A 14,101-nucleotide genomic window follows, 5' to 3' on the forward strand; every position below is an offset into this window, starting at 1 on the left:
TTCTGTTTCGCCAAGCGTTAGTCCATCCCAAAGTCCTAGTGCGTCAATAAGTCCGTCAATATCCCCTTCAATATCACCTAGTGTCAGTCCAAGTTTGAGCCCGTCGGCAGGATCATCTGTGAGTCCTTCGGTGAGCCCATCTGTTTCTCCTTCTGTTTCACCTAGTGTTTCGCCTTCACAATCACCATCGGCTTCGGTTTCGCCTTCCGTTAGTCCGTCGGTGTCTCCATCGCAGTCTCCTTCGGCATCAGTTAGTCCAAGTGTTTCTCCATCTGTAAGCCCTTCTATAAGCCCCTCTATTTCTCCAAGCCAATCTCCCAGTGCGTCGGTCTCGCCGTCGGTTAGTCCCTCTGTTTCTCTAAGCCAAAGTCCAAGTGCCAGTATCAGTCCTTCGCAATCACCTTCGGTATCACCATCGGTTAGTCCAAGTGCAAGTCCTTCTCAATCTCCTTCTGCCTCTGTCAGTCCATCGGTTAGCCCGTCGGTTTCACCATCCCAGTCTCCATCAGCTTCAGTTTCTCCATCAGTAAGTCCATCTGTTAGTCCATCTGTTTCACCGTCTATCAGCCCATCAGCGGTATCAAGTGTTTCACCGTCTGTTTCACCATCTGTCAGTCCCTCAAGAAGTCCATCAGTAAGTCCAAGTGTTTCACCGTCTGTTTCACCAAGTGTAAGCCCGTCAATAGCAGGAAGTATTTCACCTTCAGTTTCTCCATCAGTATCACCATCACCCGCAGGCTCTGCTTCACCATCAGTCTCGCCATCTGCGGCTACGAGTGCATCTCCCTCGATTTCACCAAGTACGTCACCTTCTGCGGCTTCTTCTGCCAGCCCCAGTCCTTCACTCTCTGCAAGCCTTTCCCCATCTCTATCCCCTTCGGTTAGCCCTTCACAAGAAATAACGCTCACCGAACCGATTTTCTCAAAGAACCCTTCAATCATCGGCACCGAGTCTGTTTTTGGCCAAACCTTGTCCACGACTTACAGCTATAACCGCCTACCCTCTTGGAACACTCTTGGCAGACCCCAATACCCAAGGGACGGAGCAATTGGTTTTAACGTAGAAACAAACAGTTTGGAATTCTGGAACGGGAAGAGCTGGCAAAGACTGCAGATGAGAAGAATCTTGTAAGGATTCTTATTAGGTCTAACTTACAAGCGAAATTTAAAAATCGAATTTTTGATATAGAAACTGACAGTTCTAATCACTTTTTAGAGAAAATGTCTTGCTAAATAAGACCTTGCAAGCATTTTCATAACACTCTTGCTATGAAAATCTACGGTCCTTATAATTACTAATTGATATGGCCAGAAGTAAACCTCTTCTTATCGAGATAGGACAAGGCTTATCTCTAATGCTCGGTTTACCAACAATCACCTCCTGGAACACTCAAAGCCGGCCCAAAAACCCCAAATCCGGAACCTTTGGCTTCAACCTAGAGACAAATAGCCTTGAATACTGGGACGGGAAGAGCTGGTTTGCAGCATCCTTAAGTAAATCACAAACTTCCGAGGTCTAAATGTCCTCAATATTCTGGAGCCTTGCCCACTGACCAAGGATGGTATTAAAACAGAAATAATCTATCGAACTGAATTTTAGACTCGTTTGTCAAAATTAGTTTTAAAGCTAGCCTTGTTTCAGGGCTTGCCTTTTGAAAATTTAGGCTTTAGGATATAGAGTGGAATGTTCAACTTCATAAAAAACCTAAGCCCAGTGGAAGTCGGCGCCATTCTCTTAATCCTAATAGTCCTCTTCGGCGCGAAAATAGTCACCCGCCTCGCCAAAACCGGCGGTCAGTCCTTTAAAGAAATCAAAAAGGTTAAAAAGACTTTTACAGAAGCACTGGAAGATAACAGTGACGGCACGACAAAATAAGGAATATTCTTAATAATCTATGCCAACAATTGGGGCAACCGAATGGATAATCATTGCTTTTATTATTCTCCTACTCTTTGGAGGCAAAAAAATACCGGAATTTTTTAAAGGTCTGGGAGAAGCGGTTAAGGAATTCAAAAAATCCTCGAGAGATTTAGGCGAAGACGAGGGAAAAAGTAAGAGCTAACTAGAATGCATTTTTTGTGTGGAAAATATCACTCCCCTCAATTACCCTCAACTTAAAGCAGAATTAGAAAAATATCAGCCTTTCTTACTTGAAGCTAGAAAAAGATTGATTTTTACGCTTTGTGTATTTGCAACTGCAACAATTGCGGGATTTGTCTTCTATGAAAAAATAATCAAGTTCCTGATCAGGATCTTAAACCTCGAGGGAATTAACGTAGTCTTTACGTCGCCTTTTCAGTTTATTACTCTTGCAATCAGTTGCGGCCTAGCAACGGGCCTTGTGATCTCCTTTCCACTTTTCGTCATCCAAATTCTATATTTTCTAAAACCCGCCCTGAGAAAAAAAGAGTTCAAGATTGTAACGCGGCATTTACCACTCTTCTTCATTCTTTTTTTGGCTGGATTTGTATTCGGGACACTAATTATGAAGTGGCAAATACAAATATTCTTAGAAAAATCGGTATCTCTTGGTATCGGCAATGTTTTGGATATCAGCCGCCTTCTAACCACAGTCCTTTTAACTTCAGTACTTTTGGGAATCGCTTTTGAATTCCCTCTAGTCCTTCTTATTCTTTTGCGTACCGGAATTATCAACGGTCAGCAATTGAAAAGATCCCGTAGATGGGTCTATCTGGGCTCCTTTCTTTTTGCTATTCTTCTTCCCGCGGACTCAATTTTGGCGGACGTCTTTCTCGCTTTGCCCCTGATAATATTGTTTGAGATTACATTACTGTTAAATAGACTACGAAAATAAATAGATTTACAGAATTGAAAGCCACTTATTATGAGCGATACATCCTCGGCCTTCAAACGAGGATGAGAGTGAATCTTTGAGCGAATATCAAAATATCATGGACTTTTAGTTCGTAAGTAGTTTATTCTAAAGCTCTAATCCCGGGAAGCTCGCGGCCGGCAAGAAACTCCAGCATCGCTCCGCCGCCCGAAGACACGAAAGAAAATTTATCTAAAAGTCCTTTTGAAGCTAAAAATTCGGTTGTTTCCCCGCCACCGACTACGGAATATGCGCCCGAATCAATAATCGCCTTCGCGATTGCCATCGTTCCTGATTCATGTCCTTCTTCAAAAAATCCGACAGGCCCATTCCAAACCACGGTTTTAGCTCCCTTTATTGTCTCAACGAATCGATTCACTGATACATCGTCAATATCCTTACCATTTGGCGTTAAGCTAGCAACTATAACATTTGACTTTTTGTTGTCATTCTGGAGCGAAGCGATAAGAGAGCTTGTTTCTCGCGAGCTCGAAATAGAATCTCTAGATCCTATCGTGGTCGTTGCCACTCCAGAATGACGATTAACTGAAACTTCATTAGTTATCAGCTGTTTTGCGATAAGTCCTCCCACCAATACCTTATCTGCAATTTGGGCTAAATTATTAACAATGGGAATCTTAGTCTCCATTTTTGCTCCTCCAACCACAGCAACGAAAGGCCTTTCCGGCCCCTCAAGCAACCTTGAAAGCTCCTCTACTTCTTTTTGTAGGTGAATACCGGCTGCATGCGTCAAAAAAGCAGGAACCCCAATTATAGAAGCGTGCGCACGGTGGCTATCTCCGAAAGCATCGTTGATGTAAAAATCGGCCATGAACGCTAGTTTTTTCGCAAAATCCGGATCATTTGCTTCTTCTCCGGGCCAAAAACGCAGATTATCCAAAAGGACAACCTCTCCCTCTGTTTTTCTTTCCAAATCATCCTTAAATGTAATTTTGCGGCCTAAAATTTCTGCGAGTGGTGCAAGAAGTTTGTCCGTGGATAAGGCAGGATCTCTTTCCTCCGGCCTCCCGATATGTCCGGCAATCATTATTTGCGAAGCACCGTGTTCTAAAAGATAATCAAAAGTAGGTTTGATATTCCTAAGCCTAACCTCATCTTTTAAGTCGCTATCGAGCGGCACATCCAAATCCGCCCTCAAAAACACTCTTTTGCCGGAAACGTCTAAATCGGAAAGCAATTTCATAGAAATAGTATCTAGTATCCCTACCTTAGTATCAAGTAAATAATATGAATGAGGAGGAAATTTTAAGGGTTAAATATTATCTCTCCAGGCAGCTAAACGGCCAACTCCTGCAAGTGTGTACATATCTCTAAGTTGCATCGCCCTCGTCCAATGGATAAACCTAGAATTCATAATTCTTTTACCCATGGCAGACTCGGGATTAGGCTGAATTTTATCAGGGTCAAACTCAAACTCTCTTTCGATAGGATTCTGTGAATCGTTAACTTGCTTAACTTCGTCCGCATGAAATAAAACTTTATAAAATCTGTCACCTTTATCAGGGGTATCTGTGATGAAAAATGCGGTGTTTGGATTTGTTGGCTCGCCATTCAATTCAGCTTGCCAGCCTCGACTCAGCTGTTCATCTTCAGGAATTGGTGCAACATTCTTTAAACGTGATTCTCGCGAAGAAGACTCTAAAATCCCGCGCATGCGAGCTCGAGCAGCGCTCACTCTTTCGCTCATACCCTCCGGTCGCCCTCCTAGCCTTTCATTTGTCATACTTTATCGCGGATTATAGGATTGCATACGTCCTTTGTCAAACCTCCGACAATTCCCACATCGTTCGTACTTCCCCAACTAAATATAAAGATCCCGTTACTAAAACTAGCTCATCTCTTTTCCGCTCATTCACAGCCTTAAAAACTGCTTCTTGAGAGTTTTTAATCGCTCTGACCTCTTGAAAACTTTTGAGATATTTCTCAATTTCCTCTGCCGGAACAAAACCAAATTTATTTACCCCTCGAAGTCTTTGAGACGGAGTGGGGCCTGTATCTGTTACCGCATTAAATTGTGTAGCAATTACTCTTTTAATTGGTAAATCTTTCAATAATTGATCCAACATTTTTTTCCACTTTTTCCCTTTTTTAAAAGCAATAACAAGAACTGTGTTTAAGGTGAGATTCCTGTTTACAGGGTCTCTCCTTAAACGACTTTGTTTCGAGTTTCTGACAAAATTAATCAGCGCTTTAATTTTGTCAGTGTTATGCGCCCCGTCTAAAATTACAAGGTCGTTAATTTCTTCGAACCTCCCCGGAAAATTCGCGCTAAAAGCCTTGTCTATTTCTGCGTCATTTACACGGATTTTTAGGGCCTTGAGCGCTGAAAGAGCCAAAAGCGCGCTAGGTGAAATACCCCGATTGGAAAGCCCAATTGGAGGTTTTTGAGTACTAACCTTAATCAGCTGCGACTTATTTTTCACAGCAATTTTCTCAATGACAGAAAGTGCTTTTCCGGTCACTGCTGTCACAACCGGAACTTTAACTTTTATAATCCCCGCTTTTTCAAAAGCGATTTTTTCTATTGTGTTTCCAAGGATTTCTGTATGGTCCAAACCAATGTTGGTAATGACAGCAATTCTGCTCTCCAGGACATTTGTCGCGTCCAACCTTCCACCGAGCCCTACTTCGACAACCGCCCAGTCAACTTCCTCCTCCGCGAAATATTTAAAAGAAGCGGCAACTAAAATCTCAAAATAGCTCGGAAATCCAACCTGCGAGGCTCCCATTTGCTCTACAACCGGTTTTATTTGGTTGAATAGACTGATGAACCTTTTCATTGACATAAAACCGTCATTCTGGAGCGAAGCGATAGAATCTCTCCGGTTTGTATAGATCCTATTCGAAGAAAAGCTCTGCTTATCGGTCGTTTCACTCCCTCCAGGATGACGAGAAGAAAAAATTTGCATCCTCTCTCTTATATCCACCAAATGAGGAGAAACGTGAAGACCGACTTTAAACCCTTTTTGCCTCAAAAGTCTTGCAGTATAAAAAGCCGTCGACCCTTTTCCGCTGGTTCCGGCAATATGAACTGATTTAAATTTTTTTTCTGGATTTTTTAAAAGTTTTAGAAGATACTCAATTCTCGAAAGTCCTAAGTTCTCTTTTCCGTAAACTTGCGGGATAAAATTTTCAACCCAATCTCTAACTTCGTAATAATCCTTAAACATGAACTCTCCACCTTGCCCTTCCGTAGCCTTTGGCGAAGGAGGGCCAATCGCGCACATCATAGTAATCTCTCAACATCTTGTTTTGGAATTAACTAGGAACCTCTGACGACCCGTCGACTACCGTAGTCTCATAATGGCTCTTCAGTATCGCTGCTGATATAGCGACAAGGGTGCTAGATCGGCGTCGAAGCGGTACTCCAAACTTTTTAAGAATACGTGATTTGAAGGTTACTATAGAGCTTTCTCCGTATCCAAGCAAGGCAGAAATCTCCTTAGTATTATATGCTTTGGCTAGAGCAGCTAAAACATTACCTTCTGTATGTTTTAATGGAATTACAGGAGACAGGGGTAACCTCGAAGTGTCTACAATATTCGTAGCTACGGCAATTACTATTGCTGCACTAGTATCATCACTACCTGGTCCAAACCCCTTTACCGCATCAATTACTTTACCTGCTTCGAGATCAACTCTATATAATGGAACGCCTAACCTTATGGCTGTTTCCCTATTTCTAAGTCCGTCAACCTTACCTTGTAGAACACTAGTCTGAGTAGGCGTAAATAAGCGATTAAGTTCGCTTTCCTCAAGATCCCCTAATGAATAATTCATCCAAGTCAAAAAGCCTCTAGCCGGTGAAACATCGCCGTTCTCAATTACACCCCTATCCTGATCTCTCATAACCGAGAAATTTAACACAAGATAGATTACATTCGCAATCACTGTATAAGAATTAGTAAAATAAGTCTAATGGATCTGCCTGCAAATTATTTCTCTTATCACTTCTCCTATGCTCTACCAAACTTTATAAAAACTCGCCCTGCTCACCTTGCTTCCGTTGCCGAGTTTTTTAATATCGCAAGTCTCACCAAAAACCTCTTCTCACCCTACCGCAGAATGACCTCAACAACCCAAAAAACCACGCTCACAGACAGAATTTCTTTTAACCTGATTTCTCGAGGAATTGGCGCAATAATAAGGCTAATTTTCATCGCGATTGGAATTTTTGCAATTGCAATATTCTTTATATACGAAATTGTAGCTTCGCTTCTATATATATTGCCTATTTTCTCTCTGCCCGGTTATTTAAAACTAAAGAGTGAAAGAGTTTTGGAAACCGATCTACAAAATTCCCAAAAAATTATTGAGAAACTTAAAAAATCATCGTTTTTTGAGACGATCGTCCTATTTTTCGATGAAAACTTCAAAAAAATTCTTGAATCTCCCCCACCCCAGGAAATTGTCAGCGCTTTGAAAAAAAGCTCGGTAGAAAACGTTATGCTCTACCTTTCAAAAAGCTGGCCAAACCTCAAATCATACTTGGAAAGCATCAACGTAAACGAGCAGGAATTTACGACGCTTGCAACTTATATCGACAAACTCCAAAAAACTCACGAACACGCAAAACCCGCGCCTATTGGCCAGCTTCTAAGCTACGGTTATACAAATACTTTGGACAAATACGGCACAGAACTGACAAATAAATACTTCCCACACCTTGATCCTAAAGTCGAAATCATCGACCAAATCGTAAAGATAATTAATAGGCCTCAGAACAATAATGTTCTCCTGATTGGAGAAGTCGGCGTTGGTAGACACAGCGTCGTTGAAACCCTTGCTTCGCAAATCAAAAGACAACAAATCCCAAGCCTTAAAGGAAAACGAATAATTCTTCTGGACACGATCGCCCTCCTTGGCTCTACTCAAAACATGGTTGACATAAAATCTAACTTCGAAAACGTACTTACGGAAGCCAAAAACGCTGGAAATGTAATTCTGGCAATTAACCAAATAGACCGCGTCGCATCTCCGCTCGAAGAAAGAATAGATCTTACAGAAGTAGTAACTACAGTCTTAACCGACAATTCCCTACCCATAATAGGAATCGCTACACCCGAAGATTTTAATCAGTTCATTCGGCCAAACGGCGCAATTCTTAAACTTTTCGAGAAAATAGACATCGAAGAGCCGGAAAAAGAGAACGTCGAAAGTATATTAATTGGAAAAGCGATGGATTTTTACAAGCAGCATAATGTTGCAACAACCCTTCCCGCAATTTTGGAAATTATCGAAAAAAGCGCCTCGCTTGTACAAGATACATATCAACCAGAAAAATCGATTGTAATTCTCCAGGACGCAATTGCTCTTGCCAAAGAAACTAAGAAAAAACAAGTCGATGTGGAAACTGTAGACAAAATAATTTCGGCAAAAACGAAAATTCCTCTTGGAAAAATCACAGAAGGTGAAACCGAAAAACTAAAAGATCTCGAAGGTTTCTTGCACAAAAGAATCGTTGGACAAAATGAGGCGATTAGTGTCATCGCGAAAGCCATGCGCAGAGCAAGAACCGGTATCGAAAAAGATCACAAAACGATCGGCTCCTTCTTATTTTTAGGACCAACGGGAGTCGGAAAAACTGAAACCGCAAAGGCGCTAGCAGAAACCTATTTCGGCAAAGAAAGCAAAATGATTAGGCTCGACATGACAGAATTCGGGCAAATGGACAGCGTAAACCGCCTTATTGGCGACGTCCCTACCAAAACTCAAGGGCAATTAACATCTCTTGTTCATCAAAATCCTTTTGGGCTTCTTTTACTGGACGAGTTTGAAAAAGCGAGCCGTGAAATTCAAAACCTTTTCTTGCAGATTCTCGACGAAGGTAAATTAACGGATGCCTTTGAGAAGAAAACGAGTTTCGAAAACATAATCGTCATCGCGACCAGTAACGCCGCGGCAGAATTTATCAGGGAAGAAATCTCAAAAGGCTTAAGCGAAGGACTATCCGAAAAACTTATCGACTACATTCTTTCTCAGGGAATGTTCAGCCCCGAGCTCATTAATAGATTCGACGCGGTTGTCGTTTATCACCCATTAACTCCAAAAGAAGTAGAGCAAGTTTCAAAGCTAATGCTCACAAAGCTTGCCATGGAAGTCAAAGACAATAAAAATATCACTTTAGAAATAACAGATGAACTCGCCAAAGTTGTTGCTCAAAAAGGCTACAATCCAGAATTTGGTGCGCGTCCAATCAACAGACTCATTCAAGACAAAATCGAAGACGGAATCGCGAAGATGCTAATCGCGGGCACAATCAAAAACGGCGACAAAATTCCAGCAGTAACGTTACTTGGCTTTCTCTAAAAAACTGATACCAGCGTTCCGGTACCCGCCCAATCAAAAAGCCATTGGGCAGAAGCGAGCGGAACGTTCACGCAACCATGACTGGCGCGCCTGCCAAAATTATTGTGCCAGTACGCCCCATGAATGGCGTAAGCCTGGTAGAAATAAAGTGAGTTCGGTACATTTTTAATGTGGTATTTACCGGAAGGATAAATGTTTTTATATGGTGAAGGCCCTCTCATGTCATGCATCGCAATTTTCCTAGTCACTCTAAAGTTCCCTTTCACTGTAGGAGTTAAATTCATACCCGTTGATACCTTCGTCTGGTGGACAATTTTTCCGTCTTGCCAAGCTCTGAGCGTTTGCGAACCGAGATCCACCGTTATCAATTTCTCGTTCGTGTAAATTTGCGCGTGGACAGTAGAAAGAGGAAATAAAAACAACAGACAGAAGAAGATGGCAGCTAAAGCTCTTCGCATATCTGTCTTTAGAATAACATTAAATATCCTTCTTGTAAGCTCACAAATTTTGATCTAAAATTAGCCGCAAGGTGAGAGGTGAGAGGCTTCTTCGGACTGTTGCTGCCGCGACTGTACTTGCAGGCGCTGCCCACTTTGCGCATACAGAAACTTCTGCTGCCCCTGTTCATCCTGAACCTTCTTTTTTTTCGCCTGTCGACGAAGATCAACCGCGAGCTCAATTGAGCCATTTCACTCCTCAGGAATTGGATCAACCAAGAATCCCCATCAATCCTTTTTTACCCCAAATAGAAAATCAGGAAAGAATAACGGTAGCTCCAGATTATACGATGGTCGAGATAAGTATCGAGTCTCTAGACATAACAAATGAAACCGTCATAAATGTCGAGCAAAAACGTCCTGATCCCCAATCAGCATATATCATGGACGTCCCAAATCGAGGATTCGCTACTACTAATAAGAAAGACGGTGACTTAAAAAAAAGTCTCCTCGCCTATGTTCACTCTTTTGATGGTCCAATCCCCAGAAAAGGAAAATCGTTGGAAAAATTAGAAAAAGGAGACGCAATTAGTATTTTGGTAGTAGATAGACGGACGGGAAACCGTTCCATTTTGGATTTCGAGGTTCAAAAATTCATGATAACTTCAAGTGGCAAGGATAATGCGTGGGAAAGAGCATTGAAAGAAGACCGTGTAACAGATGTTTTGGAACTACGTATTGTACTTCAAACTTGCGCGAGGATTAACGGTAACTGGCTCTTATCCTCCGAACAAATAGAAAAGATAAAACGAACAAAAGCAGGGTTGATTGTAGATAGAGGTGATATGGAGAACCCAAAAGTCGAACTTTATTTTCTGGTTATTGGTGAATTAGTTAAAGAAACGCCTTTACTAAAACCTAGCCTTTTCGGGGAACGATAAATACCGAAATAATATAAAGAATGACTCCCGGAAAAATTCCGGTTAAAATAACCAGCGCGACAAAAGCTAGTCTCAGGATTGTGGGATCTACGTCAAAATACTCCCCAAGTCCCCCAAGAACTCCGGCAAACACTTTGTCTTTTCTTGATCTATAAAGTTTTTTCTGTACTACCATTTTGGTGGGCCCAGATGGGATCGAACCATCGACCTCCGTCTTCTTTTTGCGTAGCAAAAATATAATTTGAAAAATCGTGTGGGTCTGAAAGGAATCGAACCTTTGACCCTCGTCTTATCAGGACGATGCTCTACCACTGAGCCACAGACCCATAAATTTTTCAAAATCTCTCAGGACGACGCCGAGTCAAACTCGGCTGACACGTTTAACGTGTCGCCCTACTTCACCCCATCTAAAGGCGGGGCAAGTTGAGCCACAAGCCCATTTTGAGGCCTGGATCGGAATATCTTCCTCTTTAGTAGACTAAAGAGCGATATTTTTCGCTTACGCGAAAAAGTGAACCGAATCCCTGCTTGAGGCGCAGAGGGGAATCGAACCCCTGCATCGAGGTTTTGCAGACCCCAGCGTTACCACTTCGCCACTGCGCCACTTTCATAAACTCTACGCCTGCCTGGACTTTACCCTGAGTTCATCGAGGGGACTTGGCTACCAGGCCATTTTTTTACTATCTACCTTGGAAATTATCCCTTGAATCCATTCTCATTTCCGCCCCTTTGCAGACAGCCATACCAAGACTTAGTGCTCCTATCCCACCACCAAGTAGCACTCCGTTAGCGGAAACTCCTCCCGCAATGGATCCTAGTGCTCCCACTTTTCTTAAAGCTTCTCCCGCCCTATGCACTTGTTCGGCACGAGGCATGTTTACATGAGGTCTCTCCACTTTATTGTTTACCTTTCATTAGGGCCCAACCGGCACCCATAGAGACTACACCGACAGACATAAATACGGCTATTCCTAGCCCAGCTCCGGCAACCGCCAGAACGGCACCTGCTTTAAAAAGGCGCGAATCCCAGACCGTTTTACGTTCTGCACTAGCTTGTCTCTCTGTCATGGCTGTGCAAATTTTATCATAAAGTATGTCAGGTATCATGTGACAGGAGATCAAGAAGAATTAGCACAAAAAAAGTGCCATTTTTACATGACACTTGCAACCGATACTTGAAACTCTAAATTGAATTTCAAAAAGTGGTACCCAATACTCTTCTTATTAAGAGACCTGTTTAAGGCTACAGGTAGCCCACTGATTTTAACGATTCCAGTAAATCGTCACTTCCGACACGTGAGAGTCGGAAACGTTTTGGAACAAAAAACCGAAGTTTTATGTTCACAGTCTCCTTAGAAAGGAGGTGATCCATCCGCTCCTTCCAGAACGGATACCTTGTTCATGGTTACCCCAGCATTACTGCCAGGCATGGACTATATCTTCACCCTTAAAAACTTCGACTTAACAGGATGCCAAGAACCTACAATTTCGGCGAACTTTTGATACGAGCTTGCTCGTATAAAAAACCGAAAGTAGTTAGCATCCTTTCTAAAACTGGGATTATGAATTACCCCGCAATTAATTTCTAATTGCTCAAGATAATCCCTAACATTACTAAGGTCAATTTTATCTTTTTGTGCAAAATATAAATAATATCTCACACCCTTCGACCTTGCGATACCACCATCCGTATCAAAATAACCTCGAATGTAATCAATCTTGTCTTGGTTCGAACTGATCTCAGTTTTATCAAGAACAGATTTTACGAATTCTACTATGAAGTAGTTTCTGTTTCTTCCTTCTTTATAAATCCAGGCGCGATATCCAAGTGCAATAATTCCATCTCTCAGAAATTCCGCATTAGGATAAATCTTTCGCACCTATTCGATAGGTTATTTTACGAACAGTTGCATCATGTAATGCTCCCAACAGATAAGCCTTCGTCATTAATAGGGGTTGGCGTGTAGTCTCTACGGGGTCAATTCTGCATTGCAGAACGACTTCCCTCGGTATTATCCTTCGATTCTAGATTATCCGAAGATAACACGAAAATCAAGTGGGATTTCCACCGATACAGCCAAATTTTACAGGAAGATTACTCTTCCAGGTCGCAACGATCAGTTTGATCAAACGACTTAGTCCCCATCGCCGATTTTGCCTTGGGCCCACAAATGTGAGACTTCAGGCACCCCCGACTTTGTTGGCTTGACGGGCGGTGTGTACAAGACCCGAGAACGTATTCACCGCGGCCTGCTGATCCGCGATTACTAGCGATTTCAACTTCATGAGGGCAAATTGCAGCCCTCAATCCGAACTGAGACTGCTTTTGTGAGATTAGCTTCGCGTTACCACGTTGCGAACTCGCTGTAAAACAGCCATTGTAGGATGTGTGTAGCCCAGGGTATAAGGGCCGTGCTGACTTGACGTCATCCCCTCCTTCCTCCACGCATTTAGCGGGCAGTTTCGTATGAAAATTTAACATACGATGGGGGTTGCGCTTGTTAACCCACTTAAGGGTGCGCCTCACGGTACAAGCTGACGACAGCCATGCAGCACCTGTCCTAACACTCTCGAAGAAGGTCTTCTGTTTCTAGAAAACTTGCAGTTAGGATGTCAAACCCTGGTAAGGTTTTTCGCTTTGTTTCGAATTAAACCACATGCTCCACCGCTTGTGCGGGTCCCCGTCAATTCCTTTGAGTTTTAGCCTTGCGGCCGTACTCCCCAGGCGGGACACTTAACGCGTTAGCTTGCGACAACCAACCCGCTAAAGGGGTAAACTCGAAATCTTAAATCTTAAATCCGAAACAAATTCTAATTCTCCAAATCCTAAATTCAAAAAGTTTGAACTTTAGAAAATTTGAGTTTTAAAATTGTTTCGATATTTTGAAATTCGTGCTTCGAATTTCCCGCCTTCGGCGGGTCGGTCATCTAGTGTCCATCGTTTACGGCTAGGACTACACGGGTCTCTAATCCGTTTTGCTCCCCTAGCTTTCGTGCATCAGCGTCAGATCTCGACCAGTAACCTGCCTACGCCTTTGGTGTTCCTTGCAATATCAACGCATTTCACCACTCCACTGCAAGTTCCAGTTACCTCTCCGAGCCTCAAAGTTTATTAGTATCAAAAACAAACTTCCCGTTAGGCGAGAAGATTTCATTTTTGACTTAACAAACCGCCTACGCAACCCTTTACGCCCAGTAAATCCGGATAACGCTTGCACCCTACGTATCACCGCGGCTGCTGGCACGTAGTTGGCAGGTGCTTATTCTCCAAACCATTATGGTTGGCAAAAGGAGTTTACAACCCGAAGGCCTTCGTCCCCCACGCGGCGTCGCTGGATCAGGGTTTCCCCCATTGTCCAAGATTCCCGGTTGCTGCCATCCGTAGATGTAGGGACCGTGTCTCAGTTCCCTTGTGGCTGGCCGACCTCTCAGCCCAGCTACCCGTCATTGTCTTGGTAGGCCATTACCCCACCAACAAACTGATAGGACGCGGGCCGCTCATTCGGCCCCCGATTAAATCGGGGTTTCCCCTTTCGGGCTTATGCGGGATTATCCCTCC

15 protein-coding genes, 2 tRNA genes and 1 rRNA gene are annotated in these 14,101 nt (G+C 42.9%); 6 read left to right on the forward strand and 12 right to left on the reverse strand.

Translation table 11 applies throughout. From position 1 onward, the window contains the following. Positions 1 to 441: 441 nt before the first annotated feature. Positions 442 to 942, reverse strand: coding sequence for a hypothetical protein (locus tag NUV69_03715; GenBank protein MCR4324766.1), 501 nt, complete (start codon positions 940 to 942; stop codon positions 442 to 444). A 362-nt stretch (positions 943 to 1,304) separates the two neighbouring features. On the opposite strand from NUV69_03715, the gene NUV69_03720 reads away from it, so the two are divergent. The 4 genes from NUV69_03720 (at position 1,305) to NUV69_03735 (ending at position 2,816) form a co-directional block, all read left to right on the forward strand. Continuing rightward, positions 1,305 to 1,520, forward strand: coding sequence for a hypothetical protein (locus NUV69_03720; GenBank protein MCR4324767.1), 216 nt, complete (start codon positions 1,305 to 1,307; stop codon positions 1,518 to 1,520). A 164-nt stretch (positions 1,521 to 1,684) separates the two neighbouring features. Then, positions 1,685 to 1,876, forward strand: a complete 192-nt coding sequence (locus tag NUV69_03725; GenBank protein ID MCR4324768.1) for a twin-arginine translocase TatA/TatE family subunit — start codon at positions 1,685 to 1,687, stop codon at positions 1,874 to 1,876. A gap of 19 nt (positions 1,877 to 1,895) precedes the next feature. After that, a complete protein-coding gene (gene tatA / locus NUV69_03730; GenBank protein ID MCR4324769.1) occupies positions 1,896 to 2,063 on the forward strand; it encodes a twin-arginine translocase TatA/TatE family subunit in 168 nt (55 codons plus the stop codon). 18 nt (positions 2,064 to 2,081) lie between these two features. Next, on the forward strand, positions 2,082 to 2,816 hold the full coding sequence (locus NUV69_03735; protein MCR4324770.1) for a twin-arginine translocase subunit TatC: 735 nt from the start codon (positions 2,082 to 2,084) through the stop codon (positions 2,814 to 2,816). 121 nt (positions 2,817 to 2,937) lie between these two features. Here the strand turns inward: NUV69_03735 and pgk are convergent, their stop codons facing one another. From pgk to NUV69_03755, 4 genes are all read right to left on the reverse strand, one after another. Beyond that, positions 2,938 to 4,038, reverse strand: coding sequence for a phosphoglycerate kinase (gene pgk / locus NUV69_03740; GenBank protein ID MCR4324771.1), 1,101 nt, complete (start codon positions 4,036 to 4,038; stop codon positions 2,938 to 2,940). A gap of 69 nt (positions 4,039 to 4,107) precedes the next feature. Continuing rightward, positions 4,108 to 4,578, reverse strand: coding sequence for a hypothetical protein (locus NUV69_03745; protein ID MCR4324772.1), 471 nt, complete (start codon positions 4,576 to 4,578; stop codon positions 4,108 to 4,110). 37 nt (positions 4,579 to 4,615) lie between these two features. After that, on the reverse strand, positions 4,616 to 6,082 hold the full coding sequence (locus NUV69_03750; protein ID MCR4324773.1) for a Mur ligase family protein: 1,467 nt from the start codon (positions 6,080 to 6,082) through the stop codon (positions 4,616 to 4,618). Positions 6,083 to 6,113: 31 nt separating this feature from the next. Continuing rightward, on the reverse strand, positions 6,114 to 6,704 hold the full coding sequence (locus NUV69_03755; protein MCR4324774.1) for a hypothetical protein: 591 nt from the start codon (positions 6,702 to 6,704) through the stop codon (positions 6,114 to 6,116). Between the two features lie 69 nt (positions 6,705 to 6,773). Between NUV69_03755 and NUV69_03760 the strand changes: the two genes are divergently transcribed. Continuing rightward, positions 6,774 to 9,164, forward strand: coding sequence for an ATP-dependent Clp protease ATP-binding subunit (locus NUV69_03760; GenBank protein MCR4324775.1), 2,391 nt, complete (start codon positions 6,774 to 6,776; stop codon positions 9,162 to 9,164). On the opposite strand, the gene NUV69_03765 is transcribed toward NUV69_03760, so the two are convergent. After that, entirely contained in the window at positions 9,161 to 9,622 is a 462-nt protein-coding gene (locus tag NUV69_03765) for a L,D-transpeptidase (GenBank protein ID MCR4324776.1), read from the reverse strand. The genes NUV69_03760 and NUV69_03765 overlap by 4 nt on opposite strands. A 71-nt stretch (positions 9,623 to 9,693) precedes the next feature. Here NUV69_03765 and NUV69_03770 point away from each other — a divergent pair, with 71 nt between their 5' ends. Beyond that, positions 9,694 to 10,542, forward strand: coding sequence for a hypothetical protein (locus NUV69_03770; GenBank protein MCR4324777.1), 849 nt, complete (start codon positions 9,694 to 9,696; stop codon positions 10,540 to 10,542). Here the strand turns inward: NUV69_03770 and NUV69_03775 are convergent. From NUV69_03775 to NUV69_03800, 6 genes are all read right to left on the reverse strand, one after another. Continuing rightward, positions 10,520 to 10,717, reverse strand: coding sequence for a PspC domain-containing protein (locus NUV69_03775; GenBank protein ID MCR4324778.1), 198 nt, complete (start codon positions 10,715 to 10,717; stop codon positions 10,520 to 10,522). The genes NUV69_03770 and NUV69_03775 overlap by 23 nt on opposite strands. Positions 10,718 to 10,796: 79 nt before the next feature. Beyond that, positions 10,797 to 10,868: transfer RNA gene (locus tag NUV69_03780), tRNA-Ile, on the reverse strand. Between the two features lie 205 nt (positions 10,869 to 11,073). Further along, positions 11,074 to 11,145 (reverse strand) — tRNA-Cys (locus tag NUV69_03785). Between the two features lie 294 nt (positions 11,146 to 11,439). Continuing rightward, a complete protein-coding gene (locus NUV69_03790) occupies positions 11,440 to 11,610 on the reverse strand; it encodes a hypothetical protein (protein ID MCR4324779.1) in 171 nt (56 codons plus the stop codon). A gap of 365 nt (positions 11,611 to 11,975) precedes the next feature. Continuing rightward, the gene (locus NUV69_03795; protein MCR4324780.1) at positions 11,976 to 12,422 is read right to left on the reverse strand and encodes an LAGLIDADG family homing endonuclease; all 447 of its coding nucleotides are present in this window, start codon (positions 12,420 to 12,422) and stop codon (positions 11,976 to 11,978) included. A 211-nt stretch (positions 12,423 to 12,633) separates the two neighbouring features. After that, positions 12,634 to 14,101 (reverse strand): 16S ribosomal RNA (locus NUV69_03800); the annotation flags it as partial.

The sequence above is a fragment of the Candidatus Curtissbacteria bacterium genome, assembly GCA_024654445.1.
GTDB lineage: Bacteria > Patescibacteriota > Microgenomatia > Curtissbacterales > GWA2-41-24 > JANLHP01.

Excerpts from the sequence above, each read along its gene's own strand:
- tatA (MCR4324769.1), top strand. The coding sequence starts at position 1,896 with ATGCCAACAATTGGGGCAACCGAATGGATAATCATTGCTTTTATTATT.
- NUV69_03745 (MCR4324772.1), bottom strand. The coding sequence starts at position 4,578 with ATGACAAATGAAAGGCTAGGAGGGCGACCGGAGGGTATGAGCGAAAGA.
- NUV69_03775 (MCR4324778.1), bottom strand. The coding sequence starts at position 10,717 with ATGGTAGTACAGAAAAAACTTTATAGATCAAGAAAAGACAAAGTGTTT.
- pgk (MCR4324771.1), bottom strand. The coding sequence starts at position 4,038 with ATGAAATTGCTTTCCGATTTAGACGTTTCCGGCAAAAGAGTGTTTTTG.
- NUV69_03790 (MCR4324779.1), bottom strand. The coding sequence starts at position 11,610 with ATGACAGAGAGACAAGCTAGTGCAGAACGTAAAACGGTCTGGGATTCG.
- NUV69_03725 (MCR4324768.1), top strand. The coding sequence starts at position 1,685 with ATGTTCAACTTCATAAAAAACCTAAGCCCAGTGGAAGTCGGCGCCATT.
- NUV69_03720 (MCR4324767.1), top strand. The coding sequence starts at position 1,305 with ATGGCCAGAAGTAAACCTCTTCTTATCGAGATAGGACAAGGCTTATCT.
- NUV69_03750 (MCR4324773.1), bottom strand. The coding sequence starts at position 6,082 with ATGTGCGCGATTGGCCCTCCTTCGCCAAAGGCTACGGAAGGGCAAGGT.
- NUV69_03755 (MCR4324774.1), bottom strand. The coding sequence starts at position 6,704 with ATGAGAGATCAGGATAGGGGTGTAATTGAGAACGGCGATGTTTCACCG.
- NUV69_03765 (MCR4324776.1), bottom strand. The coding sequence starts at position 9,622 with ATGCGAAGAGCTTTAGCTGCCATCTTCTTCTGTCTGTTGTTTTTATTT.
- NUV69_03760 (MCR4324775.1), top strand. The coding sequence starts at position 6,774 with ATGGATCTGCCTGCAAATTATTTCTCTTATCACTTCTCCTATGCTCTA.
- NUV69_03715 (MCR4324766.1), bottom strand. The coding sequence starts at position 942 with ATGATTGAAGGGTTCTTTGAGAAAATCGGTTCGGTGAGCGTTATTTCT.